Below are 19,816 nucleotides of genomic sequence, written 5' to 3'. Positions count from 1 at the left end.
AGGATCGACCATGACACATAATACTGATCCGTTAACCCTGAAATTGAGCCTGCGAGAGAAGTGCGCCTACGGGATGGGTGATTTTGGCTCGAACCTGATGCTGTGTATTGGCACGCTGTATCTGCTGAAGTTTTACACCGATGAACTGGGCATGCCGGCGTTCTATGGCGGCATTATTTTCCTCGTCGCGAAGTTTTTCACCGCGTTTACCGACATGCTGACCGGGGTGCTGCTGGACTCCCGGCGTAACATCGGCGCGCGGGGGAAATTCCGGCCATTCATTCTCTACGCCTCCGTTCCTGTGGCGCTGGTGGCCACGGCGCAGTTTATGGCCAACGACTTTAGCCTGACGGTGAAAACGGCCCTCGCCACCGTGCTCTTCATGATGTTTGGCCTCTGCTACAGCCTGATGAACTGTGCCTACGGTGCAATGGTTCCGGCCATCACCAAAAACCCGAACGAGCGCGCGCAGCTTGCGGCGTGGCGTCAGGGCGGCGCAACGGTAGGGCTGTTGCTCTGCACCGTCGGCTTTATGCCGATCCAGGCGCTGTTCGTCAGCCAGCCCTCACTCGGCTATCTGGTGGCCGCGCTGGTGTTTGTCACCGGGGGGCTGTTCTGCATGTGGTGGTGCTACAGCGGGGTGAAAGAGCGCTACGTCGAGCTTACGCCCGATCACCATAAGCCCGGCATTCTGAAATCGTTCTGCGCGATTTTCCGTAACCCGCCGCTGCTGGTGCTGTGCATCGCCAACCTATGTACCCTCGCCGCGTTTAACATCAAGCTGGCGATTCAGGTCTATTACACCCAGTACGTGCTGAACGATGTGCATCTCCTGTCGTGGATGGGCTTTTTCAGCATGGGCTGCATTCTGATTGGCGTGTTTCTGGTGCCTGGCGCGGTGAAGCGCTTTGGCAAGAAACCGGTCTATCTGGGCGGGCTGACGCTGTGGGCGGTGGGCGACGTGCTGAACTTCGTCTGGGGGACCAGTTCCCTGCTGTTCGTGCTCTTTTCCTGCATGGCCTTTTTCGGCACCGCGTTTGTGAACAGCCTGAACTGGGCGCTGGTGCCGGATACGGTTGATTACGGCGAGTGGAAAACCGGGATACGCGCCGAAGGGTCGGTGTATACCGGCTATACCTTCTCACGCAAAATCTCCGCCGCGCTCGCCGGTTTTCTGCCCGGTATTATGCTGACCCAGATTGGCTACGTTCCCCATGCCGTGCAGAGCGCGGGCACGCTGCTTGGGTTGCGTCAGCTTATTTTCCTCTGGCCGTGCGGCCTGGCGATCGTTGCCGCCGTGACCATGGGGCTATTTTATAAACTCAACGAAGCGCGCTTCGCCTTTATTATCGAGGAGATTGGAAAACGGAAAAAACAGACCGCGAATACCCCTGAGATAACCACCAACAATAAAGCGTCAGCAGTCACTTTATAACAATAAATCCGGCCAGTATGTCCTTCCTGTTTATCAGGAGGGAGGCCTTTCTGTACCTGATACATGGACAAATTATGAAAAGAATCATCACCGTACTGATCGTGTCGTCTGTGTCCTGCCCGGTTTTTGCCGGGGCCTATGTCGAAACGCGCGAAGCCTACAACACCGCCTCTGAGCTGCACGAAGTGATCCTGCGTGCGGGCTATAACTTCGATATGGGCGCGGGACTGATGTTCACCAACGCTTATAACGTGGGGAAATGGGACGAACTGAAGCACAGCTATAACGAAATTGAGGGGTGGTATCCACTCTTCAAACCGACCGACAAACTGACCTTCCAGCCCGGCGGCTTGATTAATGACAGCAGCGCAGGATCAGGTGGCGCGGTTTATTTAGATACTAACTATAAATTTACGGACTGGTTTAATCTGACGTTCCGCTATCGCTATAACCATAACAATTACGATACGCCGGACTATAACGGGCAGATGGATAAGAACGACACGCATGAATTCGCCAACTACTGGAATTTCAAAGTGACGGATGCGTTTTTCTACACATTTGAGCCGCACTTTTTCCAGCGGGTGAATGATTACCACAGCAAAAATGGCAAAGATCATCACTGGGAAATTACTAACAAGTTCAGCTATAAAATCGACAGAAACTGGCTGCCGTATCTTGAGCTACAGTGGCTGGACCGATGGAATGATTACAACCGGGAGCAGTACCGGATCCGTTTAGGGTTACGGTATTCGTTCTAATAAAAAAGCCGCTGATCGCTCAGCGGCTTTTTCGTTGCCGGGTGGCGCATGCGCTTACCCGGCCTACGGCATAACCGAATTAGTCTTCTTTCGCACCGCGCATTGCACGTTTACGATCGTTCTCAGTCAGGTGACGTTTACGGATACGAATTGACTGAGGCGTCACTTCGACCAGTTCGTCATCATCGATGAATTCCAGAGCCTGCTCCAGCGTCATCTTGATCGGTGGAACCAGAACCGTTGCTTCGTCAGTACCGGACGCACGCATGTTGGTCAGTTTCTTACCGGTCAGGCAGTTTACCGTCAGGTCGTTAGAACGGCTGTGAATACCGATGATCTGGCCTTCGTAAACTTCAGCACCATGACCCAGGAACAGCTTACCGCGATCCTGCAAACCGAACAGCGCAAACGCAACCGCTTTACCCTGACCGTTGGAGATCAGCACGCCGTTGTTACGCTGGCCCACTTCGCCCGGACGAACGTCGTCGTAGTGGCTGAAGGTGGAGTACAGCAGACCGGTACCGGAAGTCATGGTCATGAACTCAGAACGGAAGCCGATCAGGCCACGGCTTGGGATCACGTAGTCGAGACGTACGCGGCCTTTGCCATCTGGATTCATGTTTTTCAGGTCGCCTTTACGCTCACCCAGTGCCTGCATCACAGAACCCTGGTGCTGCTCTTCAACGTCCAGCGTTACGTTTTCGAACGGCTCTTGTTTACGGCCATCGATTTCGCGGAAGATAACTTTCGGACGGGAAACCGCCATCTCGAAACCTTCACGACGCATGTTCTCAATCAGAACAGACAGGTGCAGCTCACCACGACCCGAAACGCGGAATGCATCAGCGTCTTCGGTTTCTTCAACGCGCAGCGCAACGTTGTGCACCAGCTCTTTGTTCAGGCGGTCAAGGATCTGACGAGAGGTAACGAACTTACCTTCTTTACCACAGAACGGAGAGGTGTTGACGTTGAAGAACATGGATACGGTTGGTTCATCAACGGACAGGGCTGGCAGCGCTTCGACGTTCTGCGGATCGCAGATGGTGTCGGAGATGTTCAGTTCACCCAGACCGGTGATAGCGATGATGTCGCCCGCTTCAGCGATGTCGCTCTCGATACGCTCAAGACCCAGGTGAGTCAGCACTTTACCGACTTTACCGTTACGGGTTTTCCCTTCGCTATCGATGATAGTGACCTGCTGGTTAGGCTTCACTTTACCGCGCTTGATACGACCAATGCCGATTACGCCAACATAGTTGTTGTAGTCGAGCTGAGAGATCTGCATTTGCAGGGTGCCTTCCAGGTCAACGTTTGGCGCAGGAACGCGGTCAACAATCGTCTGGTACAGCGGAGTCATGTCTTCCGCCATGTCTTCGTGATCCAGACCGGCGATACCGTTCAGCGCAGACGCATAAACGATAGGGAAGTCCAGCTGTTCGTCGGTCGCGTCGAGGTTAACGAACAGGTCGAAGACCTGGTCAACAACCCAGTCAGGACGCGCGCCAGGACGGTCAACCTTGTTGATCACAACGATAGGTTTCAGGCCGTGGGCAAATGCTTTTTTGGTCACGAAGCGCGTTTGCGGCATAGGGCCATCAAATGCGTCAACCACCAGCAGCACGGAATCCACCATGGACATCACGCGCTCAACTTCACCACCGAAGTCGGCGTGCCCTGGGGTATCAACGATGTTGATACGGTAGTCATTCCATTTGATAGCGGTGTTTTTGGCGAGGATGGTAATCCCACGCTCTTTCTCCAAATCGTTGGAGTCCATCACACGCTCTTGAGTTTCGGCACGAGCATCAAACGTACCGGACTGCTGTAGCAGCTTATCAACCAGGGTAGTTTTACCATGGTCGACGTGCGCGATGATGGCGATATTACGCAATTTTTCGATCACAACTTTGCCTCAGGCATTTAGAAATAGCGCGTTATTGTACACGGATTAATCGCACTACAAAACAGGATCACAAACATCCCCCGCAAACAAGTATTGCAGAGATGCTTTGTGATCGCTTTCACGGAGCGGTAAAAGGGCACTTTAACGTAAATTGCACCAATATGGTGCTCGATGTTCACACAGAAGCACTATAATGGTGCAACAAATCCAATGTGGTGCAGCCCTTCTGCACTATGGTGCGCATGATAACGCCTTTTTGGGGTGTTTTAAAAGTTGGCACAGATTTCGCTTTACAGAAATACAGTAAAAATATGGCAGCCCAGCCGATTTGAAGACCTCGTTACCACGACGACAATGACCAATCTGGAGAGTTAAGTATGTCCGCTGAACACGTTTTGACGATGCTGAACGAACATGAAGTGAAGTTTGTTGATCTGCGCTTCACCGATACCAAAGGTAAAGAACAGCACGTCACGATCCCTGCTCATCAGGTGAACGCCGAATTCTTTGAAGAAGGCAAAATGTTTGACGGCTCCTCCATTGGCGGCTGGAAAGGCATTAACGAATCCGACATGGTTCTGATGCCAGATGCAACCACTGCGCTCATTGACCCGTTCTACGAAGAACCTACGCTGATCATCCGCTGCGATATTCTGGAACCTGGCACGCTGCAAGGCTATGACCGTGACCCACGCTCCATCGCAAAACGCGCTGAAGAGTACCTGCGCTCTACCGGCATCGCAGACACCGTTCTGTTCGGGCCAGAGCCAGAGTTCTTCCTGTTCGACGACATCCGTTTTGGCGCTTCCATTTCTGGCTCCCACGTCGCTATCGATGACATCGAAGGCGCATGGAACTCTTCCACCAAGTACGAAGGTGGTAACAAAGGTCACCGTCCGGGCGTGAAAGGCGGTTACTTCCCGGTTCCTCCGGTCGATTCTTCACAGGACATCCGTTCTACCATGTGTCTGATCATGGAAGAGATGGGCCTGGTTGTTGAAGCGCACCACCACGAAGTGGCAACGGCTGGCCAGAACGAGATCGCTACCCGCTTCAACACCATGACCAAAAAAGCGGATGAGATTCAGATCTACAAATACGTTGTACACAACGTTGCGCACCGTTTCGGTAAAACCGCGACCTTCATGCCAAAACCAATGTTTGGCGACAACGGTTCCGGCATGCACTGCCACATGTCCCTGTCCAAGAACGGCACCAACCTGTTCTCTGGTGACAAGTATGCGGGTCTGTCTGAGCAGGCGCTGCACTACATCGGCGGTGTTATCAAACACGCTAAAGCGATCAACGCCCTGGCGAACCCGACCACGAACTCCTACAAGCGTCTGGTTCCAGGCTACGAAGCACCCGTGATGCTGGCGTACTCTGCCCGTAACCGTTCTGCTTCTATCCGTATCCCGGTGGTTGCGTCTCCGAAAGCGCGTCGTATCGAAGTGCGCTTCCCGGACCCGGCGGCTAACCCATACCTGTGCTTCGCAGCACTGCTGATGGCCGGTCTGGACGGTATCAAGAACAAGATCCACCCGGGCGAAGCCATGGACAAAAACCTGTACGACCTGCCGCCAGAAGAAGCGAAAGAGATCCCACAGGTTGCCGGCTCTCTGGAAGAAGCCCTGCAAGCGCTGGACGCAGACCGCGAGTTCCTGACCGCTGGCGGCGTGTTCACCGATGAAGCTATCGACGCTTACATCGCGCTGCGTACCGAAGAAAACGACCGCGTTCGCATGACGCCGCACCCGGTTGAGTTTGAACTGTACTACAGCGTTTAATTGTTTTGTTTTACCCGGCGCATACGCGTCGGGAGTAGTTGCCGTGGAAACTTTAGCCCATCTTCGGATGGGCTTTTTTCTCCACCAACAACCTGATCTCACGCGCTTTTTACCTCTAAAACGCTATACTGCACTAAAATAGTGCAACGACTCCAGGAGACTGCTGAATGGCAACTGGCACGCTGCCCGATGCTGGGCAGATCCTCAATTCTTTGATTAACAGTATTTTGCTGGTCGACGACGAGCTGGCGGTGCATTACGCCAACCCGGCGGCGCAACAGCTGCTCGCCCAAAGCGCCCGAAAACTGTTTGGCACGCCGCTGCCGGAACTGCTGAGCTATTTCTCGCTGAATATTGGTCTGATGCAGGAGAGTTTGCAGGCGGGTCAGGGCTTCACCGATAACGAAGTGACGCTGGTGATTGACGGACGCTCGCATATTTTGTCCCTCACCGCACAGCGCCTGCCAGATGGCATGATTCTGCTGGAAATGGCGCCGATGGATAACCAACGTCGTCTCAGCCAGGAGCAGCTTCAGCATGCGCAGCAGATTGCGGCGCGCGACCTGGTGCGCGGGCTGGCCCATGAGATCAAAAACCCGCTGGGCGGCTTACGCGGTGCGGCACAGCTTTTGACCAAAGCGCTGCCTGACCCTGCCCTGGCGGAGTATACCAACGTCATTATTGAGCAGGCGGACCGTCTGCGTAATCTGGTCGATCGCCTGCTCGGGCCACAGCAGCCGGGGATGCATGTTTCAGAAAGCATTCACAAGGTCGCGGAGCGGGTGGTGAAACTCGTCTCTATGGAGCTGCCGGATAACGTCACGCTGGTGCGTGATTACGACCCAAGCCTGCCGGAGCTGGCGCACGATCCGGACCAGATTGAACAGGTGCTGTTGAACATTGTGCGTAACGCGTTGCAGGCGCTGGGCCCGGAGGGTGGCGAAATTATTCTGCGTACCCGCACCGCGTTCCAGCTGACGCTGCACGGCGTGCGTTATCGTCTGGCGGCACGTATTGATGTGGAAGATAACGGGCCGGGGATCCCGCCGCATCTCCAGGACACTCTGTTCTACCCGATGGTCAGCGGTCGCGAAGGCGGCACCGGGCTGGGGTTATCCATAGCCCGTAATTTGATTGACCAACACTCCGGCAAAATTGAATTTACCAGTTGGCCGGGACATACCGAGTTTTCGGTTTTCCTGCCGATTAAAAAATAAAGGTGACGTTTATGCAACGAGGGATAGTCTGGGTAGTCGATGACGATAGCTCCATCCGTTGGGTGCTTGAACGCGCACTCACAGGAGCGGGATTAAGCTGCACGACGTTTGAGAGCGGCAGCGAGGTGCTCGACGCACTCACCACCAAAACGCCGGACGTTCTGCTCTCGGATATTCGCATGCCGGGCATGGACGGACTGGCGCTCTTAAAGCAGATCAAACAGCGCCACCCCATGCTTCCGGTCATCATAATGACCGCCCACTCCGACCTGGATGCCGCCGTTAGCGCCTACCAGCAGGGGGCGTTTGATTATCTGCCAAAACCGTTTGATATCGACGAAGCCGTTGCCCTGGTCGAACGCGCCATCAGCCACTATCAGGAGCAACAGCAGCCCCGCCACGCGCCGGATTTCGGGCCTACGACGGACATCATCGGTGAAGCGCCGGCCATGCAGGACGTGTTTCGCATCATCGGGCGTCTGTCGCGCTCGTCTATCAGCGTCTTGATTAACGGTGAATCAGGGACCGGTAAAGAGCTGGTTGCACACGCCCTGCATCGCCACAGCCCGCGGGCGAAAGCCCCCTTTATCGCCCTGAACATGGCAGCGATCCCTAAGGATTTAATTGAATCTGAGCTGTTCGGCCACGAAAAAGGGGCGTTTACCGGAGCCAATACCATTCGTCAGGGACGCTTTGAACAGGCTGACGGCGGCACGCTTTTCCTGGATGAAATCGGCGATATGCCGCTGGATGTTCAGACCCGACTGCTGCGCGTGCTGGCAGATGGCCAGTTTTACCGCGTGGGCGGGTATGCGCCGGTGAAGGTGGACGTGCGTATTATTGCCGCGACGCACCAGAACCTGGAGCTGCGCGTGCAGGAGGGGAAATTCCGTGAGGATTTATTCCATCGTCTGAACGTGATCCGTGTCCACCTGCCGCCGCTGCGCGAGCGTCGGGAAGATATCCCGCGTCTGGCGCGCCATTTCCTGCAAGTGGCGGCCCGCGAGCTGGGCGTGGAAGCCAAGCAGCTTCATCCGGAAACGGATGCCGCCCTCACCCGTCTGGCGTGGCCTGGCAACGTGCGTCAGCTGGAAAACACCTGTCGCTGGCTGACCGTGATGGCCGCCGGACAGGAAGTGTTGATTCAGGATCTCCCCGCCGAGCTGTTTGAAGCCACCGTGCCCGAAAGCACCGCCGGACATGCGCTGCCGGACAGCTGGGCGACGCTGCTGGCGCAGTGGGCAGATCGCGCGCTGCGTTCCGGTCATCAAAATCTGCTCTCCGAAGCGCAGCCTGAGATGGAGCGCACGCTGTTAACTACCGCGCTTCGTCATACCCAGGGCCACAAACAGGAAGCGGCTCGCCTGTTGGGATGGGGTCGAAACACCCTGACGCGCAAGCTGAAAGAGCTGGGAATGGAGTGATCTTACTCCGCTGTGTAAAGGTTACTAATTGAGCGCAAAGTGCCGTTATTTTGCGCTTTACTGTTCCGATGAGTTTTGTATGATCGTGCCCGGAAACAGGGGGGAGCATCATGCTGGAATCATTAGTGACTTTGCTTTCGAGCGGAGCAGCAGAAAGCCACACGCCACAAACTGCCGTTGCGGCGGTGCTGTGTGCGGCGCTGGTTGGGCTGTTTAGCTAACGAGCTGTTGATGAAAAGCCGGGTGGCGCTTCGCTTACCCGGCTTTTCAACTTAAATCACCCGCGAGAACTGCTGTAAACGCGCCTTCTGACGCAGATAGGCATCGAAGCACATGCAGATATTACGAATCAACAGACGTCCTTTCGGCGTGACGACCACCGCGCTTTCCGACACATCCACCAGCCCGTCCTTCGCCAGCGGCGCAAGGAGTTTCAGGTCTTCGGCAAAGTAATCGCTGAATTGCAGATCCCATTGCGACTCCACCTCGCGGAATTCGAGACGGAAGTTGCAGATAAGCGCCTTAATCACATCACGACGGATGCAGTCGTCACGCGTTAACGCAATGCCGCGCCACAATGCGTTACCCGTTTCATCAACCTGCTGGTAGTACAGCTTCAGCTCTTTCTGGTTCTGAGCGTAGCAGTCGCCAATCATGCTAATGGCGGAGACGCCCATTCCGAGCAGATCGGTATCGCCCTGGGTGGTGTAACCCTGGAAGTTACGGTGGAGAACACCTTCGCGCTGGGCAATTGCCAGTTCGTCGTCAGGGCGGGCAAAGTGATCCATCCCGATAAACTGATAGCCGGTTTCGGTCAGCGAGGCGATGGTCTCCTGCAAAATGTCTAGCTTCTGCTGGGCGGAAGGCAGATCCGCATCTTTGATTTTGCGCTGAGCGGCGAACAGCGTCGGCAGGTGCGCGTAATTAAAGACGCTCAGACGGTCCGGGTTAAGCTCAGCCACGCGTTTAAGCGTGTAGGCGAAGCTCTCCGGCGTCTGCTTCGGCAGGCCGTAAATCAGGTCTATATTCGTTGAGGTAAAGCCGATTTCACGCGCATGGTTGAGTAAGGCAAAGATAAACGCTTCGTCCTGCTCGCGGTTTACCAGGCGCTGTACTTCTTTATTGAAGTCCTGTACGCCCATACTCAGGCGGTTGAAGCCTTCAGCGCGTAAATGATCCAGCACATCCAGCTCGATTTCACGTGGATCGACCTCGATCGAAATTTCGGCGTCGTCGTTAAAACTGAAATTGTCGCGCAGCAGCGCCATCAGGCGGCTGATCTGCGCTTTATTCAGATAGGTTGGCGTACCACCGCCCCAGTGAAGCTGGCTAACGTGACGCCCTTTAAACAGCGGTGCGCGGTGCAGAATTTCCTGTTCGAGCGCATCGAGGTATTGATCGGCTTTGTGCTGCTGGCGGGTAACGATTTTATTGCAGCCGCAGAAGTAGCAGAGCTTATGGCAGAATGGAATATGGACGTAGAGCGACAGCGGGCGCTCGGGATAGCGCACCACAGCATGCTGAAAATCCGCCTCGCCGAAAGCGTCAGAAAACTCCAGCGCGGTGGGGTATGAGGTATAACGCGGCCCGGAATAGTTATATTTCTGGATCAGGGCCAAATCCCAGTCGATAGATGGTACAGACATGCTCACTCCTTCCGTTGGTGTCGCGTTCGTATACGGCGGCCCGTTCTGGTCCCGTTGCGGGCCATCATTCGGGTGCGCAGCCACTTCTGTCGCCGCGACAACCGCCGTAGTTTAACGAATAACCACACCAGATAACATATAACCGGAAGGGTTATAAGCAGGACGAGTGTACCTGCCGGGTGCAAATGTTAGTTTCCACCCTTCAGAAGACGCATCATATCTTCCTGCTTTTCGTCTTCTTCTTCGTCGTCTTCGTCATCGTAAGACAGACCCAGCTTCTGCATCAGCTCGTCGATGCGATCCAGTTTGGCATCCACCCATGACTGCTCTTCGGCGGTCAAGGTTTCACCCTCTTCAAGACGTTCCAGCAGCGCGTCCAGGCGCTCATCGTTCTCCAGCAAATCCAGCTCAGCCTGCGGTGAAAGCATAGGTTTCTCGCTCTTTGGTTTGTGCTGCTTAGTGACCGGGGTGTCTGTCACGCCCAGTGGAATGGGAGTTTTACTGCCGATACGAGGATCTTTCTGCTGTTTGCCTTTTGCAGAAGCGCCTGCGGCACCGCCACCGTTAGCACGGCTACCCGCAGCATGGCCACGATGTTTTTTATCGCGTTTGCGATCGCGCGCTTCCTGATTCAGTTCTTCGCGCGTTTTGCGGCGTGCTTTTGCAGGGCGTTTCGCGCCCGCAGCGGAGGTCGGTTTTTTCATGATGTTTTATCTTTAAGTCGTTTTCTTCAGTATAGAATTGCGGCGAAATCTAGCAGAAAGCAAGCAAAGAAAAAAGGCGACAGAGCAATCTGTCGCCTTTTTTCCTGACTCACAACCCTTAACGGGTCAGACATTCCCTGTTTGCCTGCAACAAACCCTGTTTATCCCTTGGCTACTACCGTCCGTGATACGGTTCCGTTTCCTGTTAAAAACGCCTCCAGGCGCCGGTCATCCTGACAATCCTGAGTCTTCGCCTCCTGGCGCTCCTGACCCTTATCCTTAAGTCGTTATCCTGTTGGCATCCTCGCCGTAGCACACACTTTACCTTGTTCCTTTAAACTAACAAGCAACGAAAAGGTACAAAACCGGATTTTCAGATAATTACTCATTAATAACTCTTTGAATTTTAATATCTTGAGTTTTTTAGCCCCTGCGATTTCTCTTAAATTTCTCATACGCTTAAGGGCAAATCTCTTACATTTCGCAGGGCTTTCACTTACATGTCAATGACGAAGGGAAAAGCCTTTTGCCCGCATTCAGGTATAATCCCCGCAGATTACGATTTTTGGAGACGACCACGTGACTACCTGGAACTACCAACAGACGCATTTTGTCACCAGTGCGCCCGATATTCGCCACCTGCCCTCAGACACAGGGATTGAAGTGGCATTTGCTGGCCGCTCCAATGCGGGAAAATCCAGTGCCCTGAATACGCTGACCAATCAGAAAAACCTGGCGCGTACCTCAAAAACACCTGGCCGTACACAACTGATTAACCTGTTTGAAGTGGCTGAAGGCAAACGCCTGGTCGATTTACCGGGCTACGGTTACGCGCAGGTACCGGAAGAGATGAAGATCAAATGGCAGCGTGCGCTGGGTGAATACCTGGAAAAACGCATGTGTCTGAAAGGCCTGGTGGTGCTGATGGATATTCGTCATCCGCTGAAAGATCTCGACCAGCAGATGATTGACTGGGCGGTGGCAAGCGATATTGCGGTGCTGGTACTGCTGACAAAAGCGGATAAGCTGGCGAGCGGCGCGCGCAAGGCACAGGTGAATAAGGTTCGTGAAGCGGTGCTGGCATTCAACGGTGATGTACAGGTTGAACCGTTCTCCTCGCTGAAAAAGCAGGGCGTGGATAAACTGCGTCAGAAGCTCGACAGCTGGTTTAACGATCTGGAACCGGCGACAGAAGCGGAAGCAGAGTAATAACAGGCGCGGCGATGACCGCGCTTTTTTCGCCTGAAACTTTCTTTGCCGCAATAAAAAACGCCCCAGTCATTACTGACTGGGGCGGCTAAAATATTCAGCCAAATCCGATTACGTGAAGTAAAAGGTCTGAAAGATAGAACATCTTACCTCTGTACCCTACGTCGTTAACTCTACTCTTTTTTTATCGCTGGACAAAGCACTTTTTGTAGTTTTTTTTCATTCTTTACATAGGGAATTCTAATGATCGTCACAAAACGCGCGTACTTATGTTGCTTACTTACATAAAACGCGCGTTATTCCGTTAACCCTTAGTGAGCCTGATCCCAGTTTTCGCCGCTACCCACTTCCACCAGCAACGGAACGTCCAGCTTCATGCTGTTTTCCATCAGTTCATGGATCTTCTGAGAGACCGTCGCCAGATCGTCTTTATGAACTTCAAAGACCAGTTCATCGTGTACCTGCATGATCATTTTCACGCGCGGCTTCTCTTTTTCCAACCAGGCATCGACGGCGATCATTGCGCGTTTAATGATGTCCGCCGCAGTGCCCTGCATAGGGGCGTTAATCGCAGCACGTTCAGCACCCGCGCGGCGCGCGGCGTTGCTGGATTTGATGTCCGGAAGGTAGAGACGACGGCCATCCAGCGTTTCAACGTAGCCTTTCTCTTTCGCCTGCGCGCGGGTACGTTCCATATATTCCAGCACGCCCGGATACCGCTCGAAGTAGAGATCCATATACTTCTGCGACTCTTTACGCGGAATATTGAGCTGGCGTGAAAGACCAAAGGCACTCATGCCGTAAATCAGACCGAAGTTGATCGCTTTTGCACTACGACGCTGCTCGTTTGTCACGCTCTCCAGCGGCAGCCCAAACACTTCGGCAGCGGTTGCCCGGTGGATGTCCTTCCCTTCGGCAAAGGCCGTCAGCAGGCCTTTGTCGCGTGACAGGTGCGCCATAATACGCAGTTCGATTTGCGAATAGTCCGCGGAGACAATCAGGTAATCCTCTGGCGCAATGAAAGCCTGGCGAATACGGCGGCCCTCTTCATTACGCACCGGAATGTTCTGAAGGTTAGGATCGGTTGACGAAAGTCGCCCGGTCGCCGCCACAGCCTGGTGATAGGAGGTGTGCACGCGGCCCGTTTTCGGGTTGATCATCAACGGCAGTTTGTCGGTATAGGTCGATTTCAGCTTAGCCAGGCCGCGGTATTGCAGAATAACTTTTGGCAGCGGATAGTCCAGCGCCAGCTCTTCCAGCACCTCTTCAGACGTTGAAGGAGCGCCGCCTGGGGTTTTCTTCAGCGGCTTGATGCCCTGTTTTTCAAACAGGATGGTTTGCAGCTGTTTCGGTGACGACAGGTTAAATGCCTCGCCAGCAAGCTCATGCGCCTTCTGTTCAAGCTCGGTCAGGCGCTGCGCCAGCTCACCAGAGTGGTTATGCAGCACCGTTGGGTCGATTTTAACGCCATTGCGCTCAATGCGGGACAGCACAGGCACCAGCGGCATCTCAATGTTCCGGAACACATTCAGCGGCCCTTCGTGCTTCTGCAATTTCGGCCACATTTTGAGATGCAGCTGTAGCGTGACGTCAGCGTCTTCCGCGGCGTAGCGGCCTGCTTCTTCCAGCGCGATCTGGTTAAAGGTCAGCTGATTTTTACCCTTACCGGCAATTTCTTCAAAGGTGATGGTTTTGTGTTTCAGCCAACGATCGGATAAGGAATCCATATCATGGCGGCCCGCCACGCTGTCCAGAATGTAAGATTCAAGCATGGTGTCAAAAGCGATACCACGCAGCTCAATGCCGTAGTTTTGCAGAATACCGCGGTCATACTTCAGGTTTTGCCCGACCTTCAGCGCTTTCTCGTCTTCCAGAATCGGCTTCAGTAGTTCTAAGGCGCGCTCGCGGGAGATTTGCTCCGGCGCATCCAGATAGTCGTGAGCAACCGGAACATAGGCGGCAACACCCGGCTCCGTCGCGAATGACAGACCCACCATATTAGCCGTAATGTTATCAAGGCTGTCCGTTTCGGTATCGAAAGCAAATACTGGCGCTTTTTTTAGCTTTTCAATCCAGGCGACGAGCCGTGACTCTTCCAGGATGGTTTCATAGTTGTCGAAGGAGAGCGCTATCGCCTCTTCTTCTGCCTGCTCTACGGCATCGACAACGATGGTCTCTTTCGGCTTCGCCGCAGATTTAGCCCCTTTCGCCTGAAGCCATTTACCGGCTTCAACATCCGCGGTCCAGCGTTTAAATTCGTATTTTCTGAACAGACCAAGCAGTTCGTCGGCGGCGGGTTCCTGCACTTCCAGCTGCTCGCAGGTAAGCTCCAGCTCTACGTCAGTTTTGATGGTGGCCAACTGATAGGAGAGATAAGCCACCTCTTTGTTATCGGCGAGCTTTCCGGCCATGGTTTTTGCGCCACGGAAGGTAAGACCGGCAATTTTGTCGGACTCTGCATACAGCGTATCCAGCCCGCCCAGCCCTTGCAGCAGCGCCTGAGCTGTTTTTTCACCCACGCCCGGCACGCCAGGAATGTTATCCGAGGAATCGCCCATCAGGGCGAGGAAATCAATAATGAGCTCTGGCGGCACACCATATTTGGCGACCACTTCTTCCGGGCCAAGAATGGTGTTTGTCATGGTGTTGATCAGCGTAATCCCTGGCGTTACCAGCTGCGCCATGTCTTTATCACCGGTACTGATCAGAACCGGGCGGCCTGCTTTTTCCGCTTCGCGCGCCAGGGTACCAATAACGTCGTCAGCTTCAACGCCAGAGACCGCCAGCAGTGGCAGCCCCATCGCTTTCACCATAGCGTGCAGCGGTTCAATCTGCGCACGCAGATCGTCAGGCATAGGGGGACGGTGTGATTTGTAATGCTCAAATAATTCATCGCGGAAGGTTTTACCCTTCGCATCAAACACCACGGCCGCATGGGTTGGGTGGTATTGCAGAATCAGGCTGCGCAGCATATTCAGCACGCCGTACATTGCGCCGGTAGGTTCCCCTGCGCTGTTGGTCAGAGGAGGAAACGCATGATACGCCCGATACAGGTAAGAAGAGCCATCGACGAGTATAAGTGGGTTTTCTGGGATCTGAACCATAATGTCCGTGCCTGTTATGAATTTATGGGTAAAGGATGCCACAGAAGGATGAAAACATCAGGTTTTAGCGCTTTATACAGAAAAAGATTTTGCGATCGGGAAGATCGCTCGCAAAACAAAACTGTGGATAAGTTTGTGCATATTTTTAATACAGGTGAATAACAGCTTCATAAAAGTGATATTGAAAACTTATTTATCTATTTAAATCAAACAATTAATACAAGATCAATTAAGATCACACCTCACTGATGGTTATTTAGTCTATGTGGATATAAGGCTTAAGCACCTTGTCTATAGGGAAAAATTCGAGGCCTGCCAGGAAAAGCCGCGGCCTCCTGGTGTGAAAGCGCCCTGGTCTGAGCGAATTTCTGATAAGATCGGCGCCCAGCACCGGATAGCCGGCTGCTCAATTACAGCTAACTATCTGAAAAAATTCATCATGTCGAGAATACTCGCTGCGATAACATTATTATTAAGCGTCATTTTAACTATTCTGGTTACTATCGCCTGTTCTGTGCCAATCATCGTTGCCGGAATAATTAAGCTCCTGCTGCCTGTCCCTCCGGTATGGCGCGCGGTGTCTGCTTTTTGTAATTTTATGATGTACTGCTGGTGTGAAGGCCTGGCGATCCTGCTGCATCTGAACCCCTGGCTGAAGTGGGACGTTCAGGGTCTGGAGAAGCTGAACAAAAAGAACTGGTATCTGCTGATCTGCAATCACCACAGCTGGGCCGACATTGTTGTATTGTGCGTACTGTTTCGCAAACACATTCCGATGAATAAATACTTTCTGAAACAGCAGCTGGCCTGGGTGCCTTTCATTGGTCTGGCCTGCTGGGCGCTGGATATGCCGTTTATGAAACGCTATTCACGCAGCTATTTGATTCGTCATCCGGAACGCCGCGGTAAGGACGTGGAAACCACGCGCCGTTCTTGCGAGAAGTTTCGCGCGCATCCCACCACCATTGTTAACTTCGTCGAAGGATCGCGCTTTACCGAAGAGAAGCGCCAGCAAACTCGCTCTCCTTATCAGAACCTGTTGCCGCCAAAGGCTGCGGGCATCGCAATGGCGCTCAACGTGCTGGGTGAGCAGTTCGATAAATTGTTGAACGTAACGCTCTGCTATCCGGAAAACGACAGGACGCCATTCTACGACATGCTCAGCGGCAGGCTGACGCGTATCGTTGTCCGCGTTGATCTGGTGCCCGTCAATACTGAACTGCACGGGGATTACGTCAACGATAAAAACTTCAAACGTCGTTTCCAGCTTTGGCTTAATACACTCTGGAAAGAGAAAGACGAGCAGATAGCGAAGATTAAATCTTCATACAAAAACGCCGGTCAGTGACCGGCGTTTTTCTTTATGGTTGTTACTTTTTCTCAACCAGGTATTTCACGGTATCAGCGTACTGTTGTACGAAGATATCCATGCTGGTCGTGTCCATACCACGCATATTCACCTGGTATTTGCCGTTAACATACATCGCCGGCACGCCCTGCAACTGGAAGTCAGCGGCAGCTTTTTCCTGCTGTGCCACGAGAGATTTCACCACAAAACTGTTCCAGGCAGCGTCGTAGTCTTCACCTTTCACACCGGCATCTACGAACACTTTACGGATATCTGCCGTAGTTTGTACGGTCTGGGTTTTCTGTACGGCTTCAAACATAGGCGCGGTGATCTTATCTTCCACACCCAGCGCAATCGCGACCGCCCATGCCTGAGTCAGATCTTTGCCCAGTGGGCCAAGGAACTCAACGTGGTATTTCGTCATTTTGGTGCCTTCCGGCAGCTTTTTCTTCACGTTGTCAGAAACATGAAGTACCTGCTCAAACTCGTAGCAGTGCGGGCAGTAGAAGGAGAAGAACTCCAGCACCTGAGGCTCGCCAGCAACAGGCTTGTCTAGCGTAATGTACTGCTTGCCGTCGGTAAACTGCGCAGCAGTTGCGCTAAATGCCAGAATCATACCAGCCAGCGCCAGCCAAATTTTTTTCATGATCAACTCTCTCCTGGGTGTGTCCAATTAATACATCGGCGTTAATTGCAAAGGGGGTTCCTGTAGAACCTTAACCTGCTCGGTAAATGTGGATATCTGGTTGCGCCAGTAATCCTCCCCGGTAAGCCAGGGGAAATTTCGGGGAAAAGCCGGGTCTTCCCAACGCCTGATTAACCACGCGAGATAATAAACAAATCGCATCGCACGTAAAGGCTCTATCAAGGCAATTTCGTCTGAATTAAAGGGGATAAATTCTTCATAAGCTTCAATTATGGTCTCAAGCTGCATGCGCTGCTCGGCTTTATCACCGTTGAGTAGCATCCATAGATCCTGCACCGCGGGTCCCATACGTGCGTCATCAAGATCGACAAATAGCGGCCCATCGCGCCAGAGAATATTCCCGGCGTGGCAGTCACCGTGCAGGCGCAGAGTAGTAATATCATCCCGCCAGCAGGCTTTTACAGCATCAATAAGCTTATCGGTCGCCGTGAGGAAATTATCCTTTAGTGCATTCGGGATCAGCGCCGATGTTTCGAATACCTGTCGCGGCTCAATAAGATATTCCTGAACACCAATCGTCGGACGGGCAACAAACGGTTTTTTACGTCCCGTCTGATGAATGCGCCCCAGATAGCGGGCAACCCATTCCATCTGATCGATATTATCTGCCTCAAACTGTCTTCCGCCCAGGCTCGGAAATACCGCGTAGTAAAAGCCCTGATGGGTCAGCAGCGTTTGGTTATTGAATTTAATCGGTGCCGCAACGGGAACATCATCATCCAGTAGATCGTGGGCAAACTGATGTTCTTCCTGAATTTGTTCTGCGGACCAGCGCTGTGGACGGTAAAACTTTACGACAAAGCGCTGGCGCTCTTCGTCCTGAAATTGGTAGACACGGTTTTCGTAGCTGTTTAAAGCGGTTAACCCGGAATCCACCCGAATACCCTGCTCGAACAGCGCATCCATAATGGTATCCGGGTGTAGTGTCTGGAAAGTAAAAGCCTGGTCGTTCATCCGATCATCCGGAAATTATACGAATGATTCAGGATATCATCTTGTGGCGATTTCGGTGGCTCCGCTTACAAGCTTTTACTCTTTAATTACGCCTCGGGCGCGCAGTAATGCGGTTTTAAAATCCTCTTCATAATCTTTCTGAATGCCAGGAATAACAGCATCTTTAGCCGAGTCACGCATTTTCAGGTGGTAGATCAGGATGTCGTCAGAAAGGTCCGCCAGTTCGCCATCAAAACCTGACTCTTTCGCCAGTTTCTGTAAAAATTGCATCAGATTCAGCTCTGGCTCTTTTTGCCAGGCCGGCTGGAGAAGCTCAATGACTTCATTAAGACGTTTACATTTCATGGTAGTGCTCCTTTCATTTAGAGAGACACGTTAGCAGGGTCAATCCCACAATAAAAGAGGCGATATTCGTGAATCAATGCCAGGAAATCATCGGGGTTGTTCTGGCCGGGGGCAGGGCAACGCGAATGGGTGGAAAGGATAAGGGACTTCAGCTCCTGAACAACACACCATTATGGCAGCATGTTGCTGATACGCTTGCAGATCAGGTGTCATCGATGGCGATCAGCGCTAACCGACATGTTGATATTTATCAGCGCAGCGGGTATCCGGTTTATCAGGATAACCTGATGGACTACCCCGGTCCGCTGGCGGGAATGCTTTCTGTTATGCAGCAGTCGTACGGAGAGTGGTTTCTCTTTTGTTCATGTGATACGCCCTTCATCCCGTCCTGTCTGGTTGAACGTCTGGTGCAGCGGCGCGGTGGTGCTCCCGTCGTCTGGGTACACGACGGTGAACGCGACCATCCAACGATCGCATTGATTAATCGCTCGTTAATATCCGCGCTGGAAGATTACCTGGCCGCAGGAGAGCGACGCGTCATGGTATTTATGCGCCAGTCCGGAGGGCATTCCGTTGATTTCAGCGACATGAAATCGGCGTTTGTGAATGTAAACACGACGGAAGATTTGCAGATGATGCAGGAGAGAAAATGATACCCGTATTAGCGATCTCAGCCTGGAGTGGCACCGGGAAAACTTCGCTGCTAAAAAAACTGATACCTGCACTTTGCGCCAAAGGCATTCGTCCCGGATTGATTAAGCATACGCACCATAACATGGATGTCGATAAACCGGGGAAAGATAGCTATGAGCTGCGTAAGGCTGGCGCTGCACAAACGATGGTGGCGAGTAACCAGCGCTGGGCGTTAATGACAGAAACACCGGATGAAGCACCGCTGGATCTAGCTTATCTTGTCAGCCGGATGGATCACTCCACGCTGGATCTGGTGCTGGTTGAGGGGTTTAAGCATGAGGCTGTTGCGAAGATCCTGCTATTCAGAAGCGATGCCGGACATGACGTAAGTGAGTTAACGCTGGATGAACATGTGATTGCCGTGGCCAGTGACGTTGCGTTGACGCTGAAAGTACCGGTTCTGGATTTAAATAATGTGGAGGGGATTGCAGCGTTTATTTCGGCGTGGTGTGCAGTCTGAAATCTGCCGGGTGACGGCTTCTTAAGGCCTGCCGTTTTTCAGCAAACAAACGCAAAAAGGCCATCCTTGCGGATGGCCTCTTCACTTGTTTGATGCCTGGCAGTTCCCTACTCTCACATG

Annotated in this window: 17 protein-coding genes; 10 read left to right on the top strand and 7 right to left on the bottom strand. The window is 53.0% G+C overall.

Annotated elements, in window-relative coordinates; translation table 11 throughout:
- The first annotated feature begins 10 nt into the window (after positions 1-10).
- Both ACOTX4_RS21545 and ompL read left to right on the top strand, forming a co-directional pair.
- Positions 11-1,435, top strand: a complete 1,425-nt coding sequence (locus ACOTX4_RS21545; RefSeq protein WP_045331508.1) for an MFS transporter — start codon at positions 11-13, stop codon at positions 1,433-1,435.
- Between the two features lie 74 nt (positions 1,436-1,509).
- The gene (ompL, locus tag ACOTX4_RS21540; protein WP_003861929.1) at positions 1,510-2,196 is read left to right on the top strand and encodes a porin OmpL; all 687 of its coding nucleotides are present in this window, start codon (positions 1,510-1,512) and stop codon (positions 2,194-2,196) included.
- 79 nt (positions 2,197-2,275) lie between these two features.
- Here the strand turns inward: ompL and typA are convergent, their stop codons facing one another.
- On the bottom strand, positions 2,276-4,099 hold the full coding sequence (gene typA, locus ACOTX4_RS21535) for a ribosome-dependent GTPase TypA (protein WP_003861927.1): 1,824 nt from the start codon (positions 4,097-4,099) through the stop codon (positions 2,276-2,278).
- Between the two features lie 377 nt (positions 4,100-4,476).
- Between typA and glnA the strand changes: the two genes are divergently transcribed.
- The 4 genes from glnA to ACOTX4_RS21515 all read left to right on the top strand — a co-directional run bounded on the left by glnA (position 4,477) and on the right by ACOTX4_RS21515 (position 8,748).
- A complete protein-coding gene (glnA, locus tag ACOTX4_RS21530) occupies positions 4,477-5,886 on the top strand; it encodes a glutamate--ammonia ligase (protein WP_003861925.1) in 1,410 nt (469 codons plus the stop codon).
- 167 nt (positions 5,887-6,053) lie between these two features.
- Positions 6,054-7,103, top strand: a complete 1,050-nt coding sequence (gene glnL, locus ACOTX4_RS21525; RefSeq protein WP_003861923.1) for a nitrogen regulation protein NR(II) — start codon at positions 6,054-6,056, stop codon at positions 7,101-7,103.
- 11 nt (positions 7,104-7,114) lie between these two features.
- Positions 7,115-8,527, top strand: a complete 1,413-nt coding sequence (gene glnG, locus ACOTX4_RS21520) for a nitrogen regulation protein NR(I) (RefSeq protein WP_003861919.1) — start codon at positions 7,115-7,117, stop codon at positions 8,525-8,527.
- A gap of 110 nt (positions 8,528-8,637) precedes the next feature.
- Entirely contained in the window at positions 8,638-8,748 is a 111-nt protein-coding gene (locus ACOTX4_RS21515; RefSeq protein ID WP_017382667.1) for a YshB family small membrane protein, read from the top strand.
- Positions 8,749-8,799: 51 nt separating this feature from the next.
- Here the strand turns inward: ACOTX4_RS21515 and hemN are convergent, their stop codons facing one another.
- Both hemN and yihI read right to left on the bottom strand, forming a co-directional pair.
- A complete protein-coding gene (hemN, locus tag ACOTX4_RS21510) occupies positions 8,800-10,173 on the bottom strand; it encodes an oxygen-independent coproporphyrinogen III oxidase (RefSeq protein WP_023315061.1) in 1,374 nt (457 codons plus the stop codon).
- A gap of 188 nt (positions 10,174-10,361) precedes the next feature.
- Positions 10,362-10,877 carry a Der GTPase-activating protein YihI gene (gene yihI / locus ACOTX4_RS21505; protein ID WP_014885763.1) on the bottom strand — a complete coding sequence of 172 codons (516 nt, stop codon included), beginning with the start codon at positions 10,875-10,877 and terminating at the stop codon, positions 10,362-10,364.
- Between the two features lie 579 nt (positions 10,878-11,456).
- On the opposite strand from yihI, the gene yihA reads away from it, so the two are divergent.
- Entirely contained in the window at positions 11,457-12,086 is a 630-nt protein-coding gene (yihA, locus tag ACOTX4_RS21500) for a ribosome biogenesis GTP-binding protein YihA/YsxC (RefSeq protein WP_003861913.1), read from the top strand.
- Positions 12,087-12,397: 311 nt separating this feature from the next.
- Here yihA and polA read toward each other — a convergent pair whose 3' ends face one another.
- Complete coding sequence (gene polA / locus ACOTX4_RS21495; RefSeq protein ID WP_045331505.1) at positions 12,398-15,190, bottom strand: DNA polymerase I; 2,793 nt, start codon at positions 15,188-15,190, stop codon at positions 12,398-12,400.
- 439 nt (positions 15,191-15,629) lie between these two features.
- On the opposite strand from polA, the gene ACOTX4_RS21490 reads away from it, so the two are divergent.
- Positions 15,630-16,538: an acyltransferase gene (locus ACOTX4_RS21490; RefSeq protein WP_003861910.1), complete on the top strand. Its 909-nt coding sequence runs from the start codon at positions 15,630-15,632 to the stop codon at positions 16,536-16,538.
- 22 nt (positions 16,539-16,560) lie between these two features.
- Here ACOTX4_RS21490 and dsbA read toward each other — a convergent pair whose 3' ends face one another.
- From dsbA to ACOTX4_RS21475, 3 genes are all read right to left on the bottom strand, one after another.
- Positions 16,561-17,184 (bottom strand): thiol:disulfide interchange protein DsbA, encoded by a 624-nt coding sequence (gene dsbA / locus ACOTX4_RS21485; protein WP_003861908.1) that lies wholly within the window; start codon positions 17,182-17,184, stop codon positions 16,561-16,563.
- Positions 17,185-17,211: 27 nt separating this feature from the next.
- A complete protein-coding gene (locus ACOTX4_RS21480) occupies positions 17,212-18,198 on the bottom strand; it encodes a serine/threonine protein kinase (RefSeq protein WP_003861905.1) in 987 nt (328 codons plus the stop codon).
- Positions 18,199-18,273: 75 nt separating this feature from the next.
- Positions 18,274-18,543: a YihD family protein gene (locus ACOTX4_RS21475; protein WP_003861904.1), complete on the bottom strand. Its 270-nt coding sequence runs from the start codon at positions 18,541-18,543 to the stop codon at positions 18,274-18,276.
- A gap of 68 nt (positions 18,544-18,611) precedes the next feature.
- Here ACOTX4_RS21475 and mobA point away from each other — a divergent pair, with 68 nt between their 5' ends.
- Both mobA and mobB read left to right on the top strand, forming a co-directional pair.
- Positions 18,612-19,196: a molybdenum cofactor guanylyltransferase MobA gene (mobA, locus tag ACOTX4_RS21470; RefSeq protein WP_003861901.1), complete on the top strand. Its 585-nt coding sequence runs from the start codon at positions 18,612-18,614 to the stop codon at positions 19,194-19,196.
- On the top strand, positions 19,193-19,696 hold the full coding sequence (mobB, locus tag ACOTX4_RS21465) for a molybdopterin-guanine dinucleotide biosynthesis protein MobB (RefSeq protein WP_003861899.1): 504 nt from the start codon (positions 19,193-19,195) through the stop codon (positions 19,694-19,696). The genes mobA and mobB overlap by 4 nt, the downstream gene beginning before the upstream one ends.
- The last annotated feature ends 120 nt before the right edge of the window (positions 19,697-19,816 follow it).

The sequence above is a fragment of the Enterobacter cloacae complex sp. IR5459 genome (assembly GCF_049238005.1).
Taxonomy (GTDB): Bacteria; Pseudomonadota; Gammaproteobacteria; order Enterobacterales; family Enterobacteriaceae; genus Enterobacter; species Enterobacter hormaechei_C.
The sequence above is the reverse complement of the archived record's forward strand: the minus strand, read 5'-3'. Positions and strand labels throughout refer to the sequence as shown.